At 59.2% G+C, this 14,953-nt stretch carries 16 protein-coding genes; 9 read left to right on the forward strand and 7 right to left on the reverse strand.

Features of this window, described 5'->3' with window-relative positions; all coding sequences use genetic code 11:
• Positions 1-30: 30 nt before the first annotated feature.
• Positions 31-1,188, reverse strand: coding sequence for a citrate synthase family protein (locus GSQ77_RS25200; protein WP_254067782.1), 1,158 nt, complete (start codon positions 1,186-1,188; stop codon positions 31-33).
• A 233-nt stretch (positions 1,189-1,421) separates the two neighbouring features.
• On the opposite strand from GSQ77_RS25200, the gene GSQ77_RS25205 reads away from it, so the two are divergent.
• Both GSQ77_RS25205 and GSQ77_RS25210 read left to right on the forward strand, forming a co-directional pair.
• On the forward strand, positions 1,422-2,777 hold the full coding sequence (locus tag GSQ77_RS25205; RefSeq protein WP_158905927.1) for an MFS transporter: 1,356 nt from the start codon (positions 1,422-1,424) through the stop codon (positions 2,775-2,777).
• A gap of 37 nt (positions 2,778-2,814) precedes the next feature.
• Positions 2,815-3,756: a 2-hydroxyacid dehydrogenase gene (locus GSQ77_RS25210; RefSeq protein ID WP_158905929.1), complete on the forward strand. Its 942-nt coding sequence runs from the start codon at positions 2,815-2,817 to the stop codon at positions 3,754-3,756.
• A gap of 51 nt (positions 3,757-3,807) precedes the next feature.
• Here the strand turns inward: GSQ77_RS25210 and GSQ77_RS25215 are convergent, their stop codons facing one another.
• Both GSQ77_RS25215 and GSQ77_RS25220 read right to left on the reverse strand, forming a co-directional pair.
• Positions 3,808-4,539 (reverse strand): hypothetical protein, encoded by a 732-nt coding sequence (locus GSQ77_RS25215; RefSeq protein ID WP_158905931.1) that lies wholly within the window; start codon positions 4,537-4,539, stop codon positions 3,808-3,810.
• Between the two features lie 207 nt (positions 4,540-4,746).
• Positions 4,747-5,541, reverse strand: coding sequence for an SDR family oxidoreductase (locus GSQ77_RS25220; RefSeq protein WP_158905933.1), 795 nt, complete (start codon positions 5,539-5,541; stop codon positions 4,747-4,749).
• A 134-nt stretch (positions 5,542-5,675) separates the two neighbouring features.
• Between GSQ77_RS25220 and GSQ77_RS25225 the strand changes: the two genes are divergently transcribed.
• Complete coding sequence (locus GSQ77_RS25225; protein WP_158905935.1) at positions 5,676-6,194, forward strand: MarR family winged helix-turn-helix transcriptional regulator; 519 nt, start codon at positions 5,676-5,678, stop codon at positions 6,192-6,194.
• A 94-nt stretch (positions 6,195-6,288) separates the two neighbouring features.
• Complete coding sequence (locus GSQ77_RS25230; RefSeq protein ID WP_158905937.1) at positions 6,289-6,732, forward strand: PaaI family thioesterase; 444 nt, start codon at positions 6,289-6,291, stop codon at positions 6,730-6,732.
• 165 nt (positions 6,733-6,897) lie between these two features.
• On the opposite strand, the gene GSQ77_RS25235 is transcribed toward GSQ77_RS25230, so the two are convergent.
• The gene (locus tag GSQ77_RS25235) at positions 6,898-7,383 is read right to left on the reverse strand and encodes a DUF2846 domain-containing protein (RefSeq protein ID WP_158905939.1); all 486 of its coding nucleotides are present in this window, start codon (positions 7,381-7,383) and stop codon (positions 6,898-6,900) included.
• A gap of 331 nt (positions 7,384-7,714) precedes the next feature.
• Complete coding sequence (locus GSQ77_RS25240; protein ID WP_158905941.1) at positions 7,715-8,812, reverse strand: NADH:flavin oxidoreductase/NADH oxidase; 1,098 nt, start codon at positions 8,810-8,812, stop codon at positions 7,715-7,717.
• A gap of 85 nt (positions 8,813-8,897) precedes the next feature.
• Between GSQ77_RS25240 and GSQ77_RS25245 the strand changes: the two genes are divergently transcribed.
• From GSQ77_RS25245 to GSQ77_RS25255, 3 genes are all read left to right on the forward strand, one after another.
• Positions 8,898-9,200, forward strand: coding sequence for a helix-turn-helix transcriptional regulator (locus GSQ77_RS25245; protein ID WP_158905943.1), 303 nt, complete (start codon positions 8,898-8,900; stop codon positions 9,198-9,200).
• Positions 9,201-9,445: 245 nt separating this feature from the next.
• On the forward strand, positions 9,446-10,057 hold the full coding sequence (locus tag GSQ77_RS25250; RefSeq protein WP_158905945.1) for a hypothetical protein: 612 nt from the start codon (positions 9,446-9,448) through the stop codon (positions 10,055-10,057).
• 123 nt (positions 10,058-10,180) lie between these two features.
• Positions 10,181-10,987: an alpha/beta hydrolase gene (locus GSQ77_RS25255; protein ID WP_158905947.1), complete on the forward strand. Its 807-nt coding sequence runs from the start codon at positions 10,181-10,183 to the stop codon at positions 10,985-10,987.
• Between the two features lie 22 nt (positions 10,988-11,009).
• Here GSQ77_RS25255 and GSQ77_RS25260 read toward each other — a convergent pair whose 3' ends face one another.
• Positions 11,010-11,960 carry a GlxA family transcriptional regulator gene (locus GSQ77_RS25260; RefSeq protein WP_158905949.1) on the reverse strand — a complete coding sequence of 317 codons (951 nt, stop codon included), beginning with the start codon at positions 11,958-11,960 and terminating at the stop codon, positions 11,010-11,012.
• Positions 11,961-12,162: 202 nt separating this feature from the next.
• Here GSQ77_RS25260 and GSQ77_RS25265 point away from each other — a divergent pair, with 202 nt between their 5' ends.
• Positions 12,163-13,353, forward strand: coding sequence for an MFS transporter (locus GSQ77_RS25265; RefSeq protein WP_158905951.1), 1,191 nt, complete (start codon positions 12,163-12,165; stop codon positions 13,351-13,353).
• Between the two features lie 94 nt (positions 13,354-13,447).
• Here GSQ77_RS25265 and GSQ77_RS25270 read toward each other — a convergent pair whose 3' ends face one another.
• Positions 13,448-14,005, reverse strand: coding sequence for a glycine zipper family protein (locus GSQ77_RS25270; RefSeq protein ID WP_158905953.1), 558 nt, complete (start codon positions 14,003-14,005; stop codon positions 13,448-13,450).
• Between the two features lie 297 nt (positions 14,006-14,302).
• On the opposite strand from GSQ77_RS25270, the gene GSQ77_RS25275 reads away from it, so the two are divergent.
• Positions 14,303-14,953: AMP-binding protein (locus GSQ77_RS25275; protein ID WP_158905955.1), on the forward strand; the 651-nt coding region annotated here is incomplete at its 3' end.

Raw genomic sequence — 14,953 nt, forward strand, 5'->3', positions numbered from 1 at the left:
CGGAACTGCAATAACCCCGCACGAGGAAGACTAGTCGAGGACTTCCGGGCCGATATAGTGAGCTCGAGGGCGCAGAAGACTGCCGCTAATACTTTGTTCGATGCAATGGGCCATCCAGCCCACACATCGTCCCACAGCAAAGAGAGAAAACGCCGCGCCCTCAGGCAGTTGGCAGTGTTCCGCGAGGGCGACAAGCGCCACATCAATGGATGGCTTCAGACCTGTACTACGGTCGACATAGGCAATCAAGGCCCGAATATCTTCAGATGGCTCGAATGCGGCGAAAAGCGCAGTCGCTCGCGGATCGCCCTGGGGATAAAGCTCATGTCCAAATCCGGGTAACACCGCGCCGCGTGCCAGCCAGGCCTGCACCCCATGCTCAGTTCCCAGTCGGCGCGTCTCATCCAGGAGCGCTTGTACCTGGACAGTTGCATCGCCGTGCAAGCGGCCGGATAGCGCTGCAAGGCCCGCCAAAGCGCATGCTCCCAGGGAGGAACCGGTAGAAGCGGCAATACGCGCGGCAAAGGTGGAACTGGTGAGCTCCTGATCGGCCAGCAGCACCAGCGCCTGTCGCAAGAGGTCTGCGTGCTGCTCGCATTTCCAGGCGCATGCAATGCGCATATGGAGTGGCTCCCTGGTCGCGGGAAGCTCGACAAAGCTGCTGGCGAGCCGGCCGATGAGTCTGGCGGCCTCGGCCCACATGCTGCCGACATCGGGTGGGCAAGCCGCCTCGCCCTCGACTGCAGCAATGCCCATCGTCGCGTAGACGCGAGTCCGGGCAGGGCCGACGCCGGATAAGGGCTCGAAAGCCGGAAAGTAAGGCAGTTCCACTGAATCCCATAGGAGCCGGGCGACTTCCTCTATCGTCGCATGCGTGCTGAGTTCGATCGCGTCTTTGCCGCGATAGTAAAGCCGTCCCCGAACGATCGTGGAGATACTCGTCGATATGATGGGTTCGCCCCATGCCATGGTACTTGCCGCAATGCTTTTTCGTGCGCGCCCCAGGCTGCGCTTTTTGAGCAGCGCCGAGATATCCGATTCGCGATAGAGCTTTCGGTTGACGTGTTGAGGATCCCAGCGGACTTCGATTTGACCGCGGCTGACATAGGCGTAAAGGGTCTGCTTGCGCACGCCTAAGGCATCGCACGCTTCTTCTTGTGTAATCCAGCTCTTCACGTTGATTTGCATAATCAAGGTTGACGCTTATAGGCCGTATATGTCTAATGCAAGACATAAATCATAAAAACACATCACCCTAAGGGCAACCGGACGTTGTAGTTAACGCCAGCGTTTATGCGAATCATAACGCGTGCGCACCTCGCCAATCTTGGCAGCAGGGTGCGCACCGTGAATGAGCCGCTGCAGCGTCATATCAGACGCGAGGTTTGCTGCTGTTCAGGGATATAAAGGAGGAGATCTAAATGTTTTCAGAAAAGACCGTGCCGTATACGGCTGCCGCATCACGTCCCGCCACTCGTACGCGTTTTACCATCTTGGCCATGATATTGCTGTTGGCCACCGTAGCCTACGCGGATCGAGCCATCTTGTCGATCGCAGGACCCGGTATTTCAAAGGCATTCGGTCTCGATCATATTCAATTGGGCTACATACTCTCGGCGTTTAGCTGGGCCTATGTGATCGGTCAAATTCCAGGTGGACTTTTGCTGGACCGATTCGGCACCAAGATCATGTACGGTGTCACGCTCATTCTCTGGTCTATCGCAACGATTTTGGTCGGCTTCGTCGGCAAAATCACAACGGACGTATCGATTGCGCTCGGAATGCTCTTCACCCTCCGATTCGCGCTTGGTTTCATCGAAGCCCCCAGTTTCCCCGCCAATAATCGGGTGGCGGTGATGTGGTTCCCGAAAGACGAACGCGGTCTCGCCACTTCCTTGTTCGCATCGGCTTCCTACTTCGCCGTAGCGATCTTCTCGCCTTTTGCCGGCTGGCTGGTAGCGAAGTTCGACTGGACCGCCCCGTTCTACGCCCTCGGTCTGATCGGAATCGCTGCGGCTGGGTTTTGGGCGGTTCTTATGTACGAGCCTCGCAAGCATCCCCGTATCTCGGACAGCGAACTTGAACACATCTTGAAGGGCGGCGCGATGGTCGATATCGACTCCGCGCAAGAGTTGAAATCTCGTCCGGCGGTTTCCTGGAAAACAATGCGCGTGCTGCTCACGAACCGAATGCTATGGTGCGCCTACATTGGGCAGTACTGCGTTATCGCATTGAGCTATTTCTTCATCACATGGTTTCCCATTTATCTCGTTCAAGCGCGCGGCATGAACATCATGCAGGCGGGGTTCGCCACCATGGCACCTGCCGTTGCGGGATTTCTTGGCGGGATAGCGGGCGGCGTAATCTCTGACACACTGATACGTCGCGGCTGGAGTGTTTCCTGGGCGCGCAAGACCCCCTATATTGTGGGCATGGCGGCGGGGTGCATCCTTATTTGTGCGGCCTTTACTGAAAGCAATATTGCGATCGTGCTCTTTATGACGTTCGCATTTTTTGGCAAAGGGGCGGCTGCGGGCGCCGGCACGTGGGCCATTGTCAGTGACACCGCTCCTCGGGAAGCGGTTGGCTTGGCCGGCGCAATATTCAATTGCGTGGGCAACATCGGCGGAATCGTGACGCCGATTGTCTTCGGCTACATCATTCAGGGGACCGGATCCTATACGGCGGGTCTTTATTTTGTCGCGGCGCACTGTCTGGTTGCGGCTCTGACCTATCTGCTGGTCATGGGCAAGATCGAGCGGGTCGTAGTAGGGTGATTAGCAATACTTATATTTATTTAGAGCTATAGGCGATATGAATAAACCGATTGTCTTGAAAGCGGCAGAGTTGCCGGAGTGGACGAATGTGGAGCTGAGAGAACTGTTCAATGTTCTTGAGTTACCTGAGGATCCCCTGGAAATTCAAAGTTTCCTCAAAAAAAATGGGTCTTCTGTGCGTGGCATTGCGTTGCGCAAAACAAAGATCGATGCGGCGTTTCTTGATGCCGTGCCCGCTGTCGAAATCATTGCGAGTTACAGTGCGGGCCTTGATAACCTTGACGTTGAAGTGGCGAAGGCGCGTGGCATCAAGATCGAAAATTCTTCTCGTATTCTGGCCGAGGACGTTGCAAATACGGCTATCGGGCTTGCACTTGCGCTCACCCGGGATCTGGTGGGCGCAGACGCATTTGTGCGGTCTGGCATGTGGCCCGAACGGGGACAGTATCCGCTTGGCCGGTCGATCTCGCGCATGAAGGTTGGCATCGTGGGGCTGGGCACCATCGGTTCGGCTATCGTGAAGCGACTGCAAGCGTTTGGCTCGCAACTCGCTTATTACGGTCCAAGCCGCAAGAGTGTCGACATTCCCTACTATGACGACTTGATAAAACTGGCGAAGGATTGCGACATGCTCATTTTGACGTGCCCGCTTTCTCCTGCCACTCATCATTTAGTCAATGCCGATGTGCTTAATGCGCTTGGGCCCCGCGGTTTTATTGTGAACATATCGCGCGGCCCCGTGGTGGACGAGGCGGCACTCATCGCTGCAATGAAAGCCAACAAGATTGCCGGTGCTGCGCTGGACGTCTTCGAGAATGAACCGGACGTCCCGCAAGAGTTCATTGATGATCCTAGATTGGTCTTGACGCCGCATATCGGCTCGGCAACCGATGAAACACGTCGCGCAATGGCAGAAAACGTCGTCGATGCGCTTGCGAGGCATTTTGGCATGCCATTTTCTCGCGATCGCACCAGATAGCGTGTCGGCGGTGCATCGCCGATGCGGTGGTGCGGCCTTGACTCTTGAGGATTAGCCGACCGGATACCACCGACCAGAATCTGGGCAAAGGGTGGCCCGTGCGCCGTTCGCCCAGATTTGCTCTTCATCCAATTGCAATGAGGTCGAAGGATCGGTATCGAAGGCAACCCCGAGTGCGTGCGCAACGTGGGTATCTTCGATGGGAAGCTCCCAGGTCAGGAATACTTGGGTGCGATCGCGGCCGGGCGCGAAGTCGGCTACATTAAAACCGCTGCTGCCGCGTTGAATTACGCCATGAGGCTGGCCAGTATCGAATATCACGACCGTGCCCCGGGTCAGGGGGATACGATAATCGATAGAGGGAAAATGCAAGTCGAGATCTCGGTCCTCGCTCAGGAAGAGATTGCAGAAGGCTGCACTGCCGTACTGCCCACCGTCATGGTGGTACCTCGCGCCGTGGCAGGCCATGAGCGCCACGTCACTGGAGGCCAGCACTCCAGGCAGTCCAAGCGCGCAGGTCCAATCGGACACCGCTTGCACACAGCGCGTGTAATCCGGCCAGCGCGCTCGCGCTCGCGCGAGAGGCATAGCCTCGACGTCTCCGGCCTCCAGGACCATGTGCGACGATATCTCTCTTTCCCAGTCCGCAAGCAGACGCGCGGAGGGCACAGGCACGTTGAGCGTGCCGGTTAGCACAATGTCACTCACGCGTCGGCTGCGGATGGCGTCGCCGCTCCAGAAATAGGAAGTGAGGAGGTCTCGGACTTGATGCGGCACGTTCAACGTGTTTGCCTCGAAAGTGGCCTACAAGATTGACTTGTAGCCGTCATGGCTGGCAACGTAGCCAATTATTCACAGAAACGGCGTGACTCATGAGAGAAAGCGAAGTATATCGTCACGCGTCAGAAGGCTAGCCGCACCGTACCGCCGAAGCTTAGAACCCCTCGAAGCTCGACGACGCGGAAATCGTCGTGAACCATGAAACGAATATCACGCTTCGCGGTAACGTGGAGCGGGCGTGCCGGTCTGTGTAGCGGCAAACAGGGCAGCGCGAGCCGCGTCATACTTGTCCCACAGGCTTTCGTCTGCCACGGACGGCCAGGTGAGGCTCTCACCCCGGTCGTAACCGACTAGTGCCGCGTCGACCATGTTCTCGGTGCTCATCACACTTTCCTTGCGCAGCGCAGACAGAGGCACGCCCGACTCATCCCAGATCTCCGTTGCCGTCGTCGCAGGCAACACCACCTGCAGCCTGACACCGGTGTTCGCCAGTTCGTCCTGGAGCCCCCGGCTGAATGTCAGGACATAGGCCTTGGTGCCGCTATAGACAGCGCTAAGATCCCACGAATGGACCGACAGCACTGACGCGACGTTGATGATGTCGCCTTCGTTGCGGGCGAGGAAGCGGGGCAACACAGCGTGGGTCAGCCGCGTCAGCGCCGTGATGTTGAGCGCCACCTGTGCCATCGAGTCGCTCACGGGCGCTTGCGCCAGAGGGCTCAAGCGCGCGAGGCCGGCGTTGTTGACCAAGAGACGCACGGCGGGATCGTTGGCCAACACGTCTTCGACCTTGGCAAGATCGGCTTCCTTCGTAAGGTCCGCCACCAGCACCTGGACCGTGACGCCGTAGAATTCCGACAGTTTTTGCGACAGTTCCGACAGGCGGTCCGCACGCCGCGCCACCAGGATCAAATCGTAGCCGCGTGCAGCCAGGCGGTCGGCATAGACAGCGCCTATGCCCGAAGATGCGCCGGTTACGACGGCAGTTTTTTTGCCAATAGTCATTGTGTTTCTCCACAGCGTTAGGTTGAGCGCTCAATCATTATTGTTGAGGGCTCAACAATATAGTTTATGCTGGGCACTTGTCAATAGTGCTGTACTCAACCATTCTTATGTCTTGGAAAAATAACGGTTATGACATGAAGAAACGAAGCGGATCGGCGTCTGCCCCGGGTGAAGAGAAAAACGCCTACGAAATGCTGGTGTGTACCAATACCGCGGTGCGGCGTGCCGCGCGCCGCTTGGGCAACCTGTATGACGACGCGCTGGCTCCCTCAGGCCTGAAGGCGACCCAATTGGGCCTGCTGGCGGAAATCCAGCGGTGGGCAGCCGCAAACAGCGGACAAGCGCCCACGCTGCAGGATCTGGCGGGAAAGCTTGCCATTCAGATCTCCGCCTTGACTCACGCGCTCAGGCCTCTTGTGCGTGATGGCCTCGTCGCGTTGCAGCCGGATGAGCTGGACAAGCGTACCAAGCGCGGCGCGTTGACAACTGCGGGCGAGGCGCGGCTTTGCGAGGCCCTGGAACACTGGGCGGCAGTCAATCGGCGGATAGAAGCGGTCTTGAGCCCCGATTCAGCGGGCACGCTGCGCGCGCTAGCCGATCTGGTCGCATCGGATGAATTTTTGGCGGCGTATAGCCATAGCCAAGCTGAATAAAAGGCGACGGTGACTTCCGACTAAGGCCAAGCGTCGGTATGGCAGCCGCTCGAGCCGAACCATTACGTGAAATTTACCAATACAATCGATTTCCATGGCACATACTCCCGTCCCCCGCTTCGCTGAGCGCGTCCGCGCCAGCTTCATGCGCCAGAATGCGATGTCGCTTATCCAGGCGACCTTGCCTGTGATCGAGCACGGCCGCACCGAAATTCATCTGCCTCATTGGAACGGCGTCGAGCAACAGCACGGCTTTGTACATGGTGGCGTGGTGGGCATGATTGCCGATACAGCCGGCGGTTACGCTGCGATGACCATGGTGCCAGATGACGCCTCGGTTTTGACCGTCGAATACAAGATGAACTTGGTCGCTCCGGCCGACGGCGAAACGCTGATCGCCCGTGGGCAGGTAGTCCGCCCCGGCCGTACGCTAATTGTTACCCGGGCAGAAGTGTTCGCCGTCAAGGACGGCCATGAAACTCTTTGTGCACTGATGCAGCAGACGATTATGGTAATGCACGGCAAGGCGGAGAGGTAAGACCGGTAGCTGGCGCGACCTGGAGCGACTTCCGCGAGCGAATGGGTTTTCGCCGACCGTCTACAGAGGAGTCCGTAACGTCAGGCGGACTTGAGAGACCGACTGCGGCAGGCAGTCAGGTCTTACTGCTGCCTGCATCTGCTCGATGACAAATGCCAGGGAGGGTTAAAGCTTGCTCTTGTCCGTCGCCGGGCTTTGAGCGTCAGCGCTGGCTTGCTTGCCGGTGTACTTGAGGCCTTCGAGTTCTTGCGGCGCGGTTTCCGGGTCGTCGAGCGTTGGCGTGATGTGACCGACCAGCACCCCCATGCTGATAGAGGTACGCACGTACTTCGTTTCCCCGGTGTGCAACGTGAAGGTCACGGTCTTCGTGACCTCGGTTGCGGTTGATACCGTGTACGCGCCAGCAGGCTCATCCAAATAGAAGAAGCCGCCGGCAGTTGAACGGCCAACGACCTGGTCGTTAAGGCGGATTTCCGGTTGAATCATTGCACCGGCAAATGCGTCCGCACGGAAGAAATAGATGCGCCCGTTACTGGCCGAAAGCGTTGGAATCGATGAAGAAATTTCCTTGTACGCAGGGCCGGATGCGCAGCCTGTTGCGACGAGTGCAGCTCCCGCTGCAAGGAGTACGGTTCGATAGATGCTTTTCATGTGGTCCCCGCGTGTATGTCCGAAACGCGATGCCGTGCCCGTGTTTGATTCAGTTCTGCGTTTTCCGAGCGCATCGCAAACGGACTCTTTCGCGATTGTTCAGCGCGAAAGAGTCCCTAGATAAATTACGTCACGGCTCGGAGAATCTTTAGTAGTTTTTTGCGGAACGGGTCACTGTCGCCCCGGTGTAGGCGAAGTACGAGTTCGATGGGAGTCGGGAGGGGGCTTGGCTGGTGAGGCGCGGGGTGGAACCCCGTGCAGTGGCACCGCGCCGCCACATCGGAGTGAATCGATGGTAGGCGGCGCGGCTTATGGTGGCGCGGTGCTGTAATCAGCTGACTGCGTAGCGTTCGAGCCAATGCGCGTACGGCGCAGGAAGTGTCCAGGAAGGACGTTCGATGCCGAGCTTGCGCGCTGCATGATACGGCCAGTGGGGATCCGCAAGATGCGCGCGTCCGACCATCACGAGATCGAGCTGGCTGTCCTTGACTGAGCGATCGGCCAGTTCAGGTGTATCGATTCCCCAAGCCGATGAAACCGGGAGCTGCGCCTCGCGACGTATGCGCTCGGCAATCGGTGCGAGGAACGCGGGCGCCCATGGAATGCTAGCTGCGGGCGTGGAGAAGCCGACGCTCACGCTCAGCATATCCAGGCCTTCCCGTTTGAAGTTCTTCGTCAGTTCGATGGACTCGGCGAGCGTTTCCTCATCGCGCCCGTCGTACTCGATCACGCCGAAGCGGGCCGTCAATGGCAGATGCTCGGGCCACACCTTGCGCACGGCGGCTAACGTTTCCAGCAAGAAGCGGCTACGGTTCTCGAGGCTGCCGCCATAAGCGTCGTCGCGGTGATTGGAGTGCGTCGAGAAAAAGCTCTGGCCGAGATAGCCGTGAGCAAAGTGCAACTCCAGCCATTCGAAGCCGGCGTCCCGTGCACGCTTGGCTGCCGCCACGAAATCATCACGTACGCGCGCGATGTCGTCGAGGGTCATCGCCTGTGGCACTTTAGGCAGGTGCGCGCCGAAGGCAACGGCGGAGGGCGAAATGGTCTGCCAGCCGCGCGCATCGTCGTCGGCGATATGGTCGTCACCTTCCCACGGCCGGTTGGCGCTGGCCTTGCGCCCTGCGTGGCCGATCTGGATGCCCGGTACGGCACCGGCCGCCTTAATGGAAGCGACGATCGGCACGAAGGCCTGTGCCTGCTCGTCGTTCCAGATCCCGGTGCAGCCCGGAGTAATGCGACCCTCTGGCGACACGGCCGTCGCTTCAACGATCACCAACCCCGCGCCACCGCGTGCGAGGCCGGCGAGGTGCACACGGTGCCAATCGTTGATCAGACCGTCCACAGCGGCGTACTGGCACATCGGCGGAATTGCGATGCGGTTGCGCAAAGAGACGTCTTTGAGCTTGTAGGGTTCGAATAATGCGGACATCAGGCGGGTTCCGTAAATAGGGTCGTTCGATAGTTCGATAAAAATCGAACTACCTAGTATCGCAGAAACGTTTAACATCTGCCGGATGCGCATATATAACCATCCCGCCCCTGAGGATTTCGCCCTTGAGCGGATCTTCTATGCTCTTAGTGACAGCGTGCGCCTCGACATCCTGCGGCATCTGTCTCGTGTGACGGAGGCCACCTGCGGGGAGCTCGGCGGTGACCGTCCCAAATCGAGCATGTCCCACCACTTCCGCATACTGCGCGAGGCTGGCCTCGTTCAGACACGTGTCGCTGGAACAGTGCATCAAAACACTTTGCGACGTGCTGAACTGGACTCCCGATTCCATGGACTGCTAGACGCCATTCTCAAGCAAATGCCTTGATGGCCTTACAGCATGGCCTCGCCGGATGATAGACCGCAGGACAAGTTAGACCAAGGTCCAATATCGCCTTGAGCGTATCGTGAATATCCTTGCTGAGAAGATGCGTTGGAGCGTTTCCCGGTTCGCGTGGATTGGAATATTCACGTGCGGAGCTGCAAGCGCTGCTTCTGCCTAATCTCGATGGCGACGGTGGGGTTTTCCATCGAGTTTTTCTCGCGCTGACCTTGAACTAGCGGAGCATTCGAATGCGCCTCCTATCCGACCGCCTTTCTTCGACAAGTGCTTTTTTCCTGGTCGTTCTGGCCACGACATCCCTCCCGCGTCCCGTATTCGCTCAGAGTGCGACGCAGGTAGCCGCCGTTGGGCCGCACACGGCAGGCGTAGCTACCCTGATCCAGACCACCGCGACGGTTATCGGCATTGACGTGACATCGCGCACTGCGACGCTGCAGGGCGTCGGCGGACCAACCTTCGAGGTGACGGTAGACCCGGAAGTGGGTGACATAAGCAAGTTGAAGATCGGCGACGTTGTCCAGATTGCTTATCAGGAGTCTCTGCTGATTCACGCAGATAGAGTGAAATCGAACGGCATCCGCGAGCGGATTGACTCCACCCAAGTCCTTCCCGCCTCCGACGGAGTTGCCGCATGGGCGCATAGAGTACAGGTATCGGGCACCGTCCAGAAGGTGGACGAAAAGACACGCCTGGTCACGCTTCAAGGACCGCTCAGAACCGTTACGGTCAGGGCGGGTCCTGGCATATCGATAGCAGATCTGAAGGTGGGGGACAGTGTCAGCGCTGAATTCGTCACAGCAACTGCAGTGAATGTCACTCGCGCAAACGAGCCTTTGAAATAGAGTGCTGCGCAGTCCGTCACCGGACCACGCAGCAGAAACTCACGCGCCAACGCAAACGCCTCGGCGCGCAACCTTCGGGATACTGGCGCGGAAGTTCATGTGGTCGACCGCGAGAGACACGGCATGCGTCTACTTACCTATACCCTACGCTTCGCTGTCGCCGCGTACCTGGTCGGGGCGCTGGCGCTGTATCTGATGCAGGACAGCATGCTGCTTCCATCCACGCCCGACGCAGTCGATCTGCGCACGGTCACGGACGCGGGCGACAACATCGACGTGTGGAAAGTACAAGGCGGGTACGCGGGTTACGTCGTTACGCCGACGGACCACGAACCCCGTGGCACGTTCATCGTCTATCACGGCAACGAAGAGTCGGCGGAGACCAAGTTGCCGCTCGCCGATGTATTTGTGCGCGCCGGGTATCGCGTCGTCATTGTCGAGTATCCGGGGCACGGCAAGCGACCCGGCGAGCGCACCATGAAGGCGGTGGTCGCCGCATCACGTGACGCCTTGTTGGCGGCACGCTCGCAATGGCGCGGGCCGGTCTATCTGGTGGGCGAATCGCTGGGCGCTGGCATGGCATCGCAAGTGGTGATGGGCAACGAGTCGGCGATCTCGGGCGTCGTGCTGATTACGCCGTGGGATTCGCTTGCCGATGTGGCCGCGGAGAAGTATCCGATCTTCCCGGTGAAGTGGATGCTGCACTGCAGCTTTGATTCCGTCGCAGCCGTATCGCGTTACGACGGGCCGCTCGTCATCGTCGGCGCGCAGCAGGACGCGTTGATTCCGGTCGCGCATGCACAACGTTTCGCCAGCGAACACGATCATGCCCGGCTCATGCTGTTGCCCACCGCCGATCACGACGACTGGATCGACACCATGACGCCGCAGGACTGGCGACGCATTCTGCAATGGCTTAACGCCGCGTGATTTGAGTCGGAGAAGGGTCGGCCTACTCCGCTGGTAGGCGACTTTGCCTGCCGAAGCGCCGAATTGCCTGCGGTGGCTGGCCGAGTGTGCGCAGGAACGCGCGCCTCATGCGCTCCCGGTCGGAAAAGCCGACTTCATAGGCGATAACATCCATCGAATGGCGCCCCTGCTCGAGCATTAGCCTCGCGGCCTCCACGCGCAGGTGTTCGACGGCCTTGGCAGGCGACTGGCCGGTCTCCGCGCTGAAGGCTCTACTGAACTGGCGCGGGCTCAGCCTTGCGATGTCAGCGAGTTCCTCCACAGACAACGGGTTGCGCAGATTGGCGTTCGCGTAGTCGATGGCCTTTTGGATCCTGTCGGACTTCGGCTCCAGTTCGAGCAACGCGGAGAACTGCGACTGGCCGCCCGCGCGCTGATGGTAGATGACGAGTTTGCGCGCGACCGTGCGCGACACATCCTTGCCGTGATCCTTCTCGATCATGGCGAGCGCCATATCGATGGTGGCGGTCATACCCGCCGATGTCCAGATCGGTCCGTCCACGATGAAGATCTGATCTTCATCGACGATCACTTTCGGAAAGCGGCGTTGTAGATCGCGCGCGAATCGCCAGTGGGTTGTCGCGCGCCGGCCGTCCAGTACGCCCGCTTCCGCCAGAATGAAGGCTCCGGTGCACGGAGCCGCGATACGCCTCGATGTCTTAAGCGAACGATTGATGAAATCGCTCAGTGCGGGGGAGGTCACGTCGGTTTCAACACCCGAACCGAATATCACCGTATCGAAAATGGCGTCGCTCAAAGGCTGCGTCTCTACCCGAATTCCTGACGAGGTCCGCACCAGTCCGCCCGTTTCCGAAAGAGCCGTTACTTCATAGGCCGCTTCGCCGAGCACAAGGTTTGCGAGTTCAAAAGCGCTGGTTGCCGCAAAGCCCATCAGATAGAAATCGGGGAACACCACGAAACCGATTCTGTGCATATGCCGTCCTACGCGATGTCCTAAATCACCTATATATACGTCATTTGAGACGCGGTCAACGATGACTATCCTTGTGTCTATGCCATTAGTGCTTCAGTACGCGGGCGAAGTCCGGGCGTACTACGGCATGCGGGGCTGCCCCGATTTCTGTGGGCAGCCTCCAGAAGCGAAAACCTGATCACGTCACACAAAGGTCGTTCATATGGATCGTCGATTACTCATGCTTGCGCTGGGTATGTTCGCAATGGGTACGGACAACTTCGTGGTTGCCGGAATCCTGCCTGGCGTCGCTACATCGCTGCATACCTCCGTCAGCCTCGCCGGGCAGATGGTCACCCTGTACGCGTTGTCATATGCCGTTGCGGCGCCGGTGATGGCGGCCGTGGCCGGCGGATGGTCGCGCAAGCTTCTGCTCGTGTCGGCGCTCGGGATCTTCGTCGTGGGTAACGTGATCAGTGCGCTGGCAACGGATCTGAACACGGTTCTCTTGAGCCGCGTACTGGCAGGGTTCGGCGCCGCCCTGTTCGCTCCGACCGCATTGGGTGTCGCCTCTGCGCTTGCGGCACCGGAGAAGAGAGGGCGTGCGCTCGCCACGGTCACCGCAGGTCTGACCGGCGCTACGGCGCTGGGCGCACCGATCGGCATGTTCATCGGAGGCCTGGGAAGCTGGAGAACGACCCTTTGGTTCGTCGCGCTTTTAGGGCTTGTGGCAATGCTCGGCGTGTGGGCGATGTTGCGCTCCGCGCCGCGGCCCGCACAGGTCACGCTGCGCGAGAGATTGGCTCCCGTTCGCGATATCCGCATTGCGTTGACCCTGCTTACGTCCCTGTTCGCGTTTGGCGGGTTCCTGATGGTCTATACCTATGCCGGCCTTGTGCTGGATAGGGTGACCGGCGGTGACGAACGCGTCCTTTCTGGCATGCTGCTGTTCTGGGGTATCGCTGCGTCCGTTGGAAACGTGCTGGCCGGCCACCTCGTCGATCGGTTCCCGAGTCGCAGCATCATTAACGCGGCGCTGTGCGTTGCCGTCATCAATTTCTGTGCGCTCCCGTGGACCGCCGCTCATACGGGGAGTGCCATGATCGCGCTGGCTATTTGGGGCGTGTGCGGATGGGGATTGATCGTGCCTCAACAGCATCGGCTGGTAAAAATTGCGCCGCGAGTTGCACCGTTGCTGCTCGCCCTTAATAACACGGCCACCTATGGTGGACTTGCCTGCTCGGGCGTCCTCGGGGGACTCGCGCTCCTGTTCATGGATCGGCACTACCTCAGTATCGTTGGGGCGGGACTAATTGCAATCGCCTTGGTCCTCGCCGAGGTCGCGCATCGCTGCATTGAGCGCGGACGCGTCCGCGATTGCGCGATGACCAGTCATATGACCGAGACAATATGACCGCCCCGGCGCTGCTCATGTCGATAGCTCCGTTCGCCGTGATCCATGGCCGCATCGTCACTCGGAGAAGAGAAACGAGAGGTGGCCGGAGCCGTCAATAAGTCCAGTAACCAAAGCGTTGCGGGTAGCCGTAAACGACGGGGCCCGGTGCGTAGGCGACAGGAGCCGGAGCGTAGACGGGGACCGTGGTATAGACGGTCGGTTGGGAAATACGGTTGCCCTTTGAGGCCATGCATTGAGCGTAGGCGGCGTCGTATCGCGCCTGTAGACTGGCCGAAGTCGCTTGCGCGCCGTTTGCACCTACCGCACTGCCAAACAGCAGGCCCGCGCCCGCGCCGATCCCGGCGCCAATGCCGGCGTCGCCCGCCGCGGCGCCGATCAGCGCGCCAGCGGCCGCTCCGCCCACAGTTCCGATTGCGCTGCTGCGCACGCCGTCCGGTATTGTGTCGTGGGATGGTGCCGGGGCGTTGTCCGAGCGGAATGCGTAGTCCCGGCATGTGTAGTCTTCCTGCTGGAACACGCCAAGCGGCTTGCCATTTGGCGGCAGCGCGACGACGGACGGGCCATTCGGCGGAATTACGGCGCAGCCGGTAAGCGCAACGGCGATTAAGCCTACGGGCAACGCGATGCGCAGGGTTCTTAAGAGCTTCATGATGTTCGCCTCCTCTGGTTCGATGAAGCCATATTGAACACGCAGAGTTAGCGCTGAATTAATTTGACGCTCGTCAGGGCTGGTAACTGGTAACGTGCACTCTCAGCGTTCATCTTCGGGTCGACCTTTCGTTGCAGAGCGGCCTTCGCCAGTTAACGTTGAGCTAATTCTGAATTCATACGATGGGTATGTGCACCGGCTGTCCCGCGCATTGCCGGTTGTTCGGCTATCCGGCCATAACCCTCGCGATGAACCCAGTGGCACGCGCAGCGAGACTCAGTAACCGAAGGAGTCGTTATGACAAGTCACGGCGAAACAGCGGATCGGCTTTATATCGATCTTCTGCTCGAGCAATTGAGCATTCAATCGGATAAAGCGGTGCTGCGCTATCGTTGTGCCGACATCACGGGCGACGCGTTACGCAGTGCGATATTTCGCTACGCCCGTGCACTCGGATCGCTCGGCATAGGCAAGGGTAGCCTCGTTGCATTACTCGCACCCAATTGTCCCGACGCGCTTGCTATCCGCTACGCGGCCAGCGTTCTGGGTGCTGCGACGACGTTTTTACCTGCGCTTCGCAACGTTGGCGATCAAGGGGTGCTCGTTGCTCGAATCCGGCCCACACTGCTGGTTGTTTTCGCAGAAACGGCGCACCTCGTTCGCGCCGGAGTGCCTGAGCGTGTTGTGTTCGTGGGTATGGGCGTCGAGTCTTCACGGCTCGACAAGCTTGCACAAGCGCATTCACGCGAGCCATTGCCTATCGGTGCAATGCCCGATGACCTCGCGGTAATCGTGTCTTCTGGCGGTACGACGGACGTGCCGAAATTCAGCCGACGGTCGTTCGCAATCTATTCAGCTATGGCCAAAGCGGAGAGGGCGGAAGACAAGCGGCAGCTTATCAATGGGCCGCTCGCGTACATTTCTCAGGTACTCGTCGATTCGACCTTG

The organism is Burkholderia sp. L27(2015), from assembly GCF_009765705.1.
Taxonomy (GTDB): Bacteria; Pseudomonadota; Gammaproteobacteria; order Burkholderiales; family Burkholderiaceae; genus LMUX01.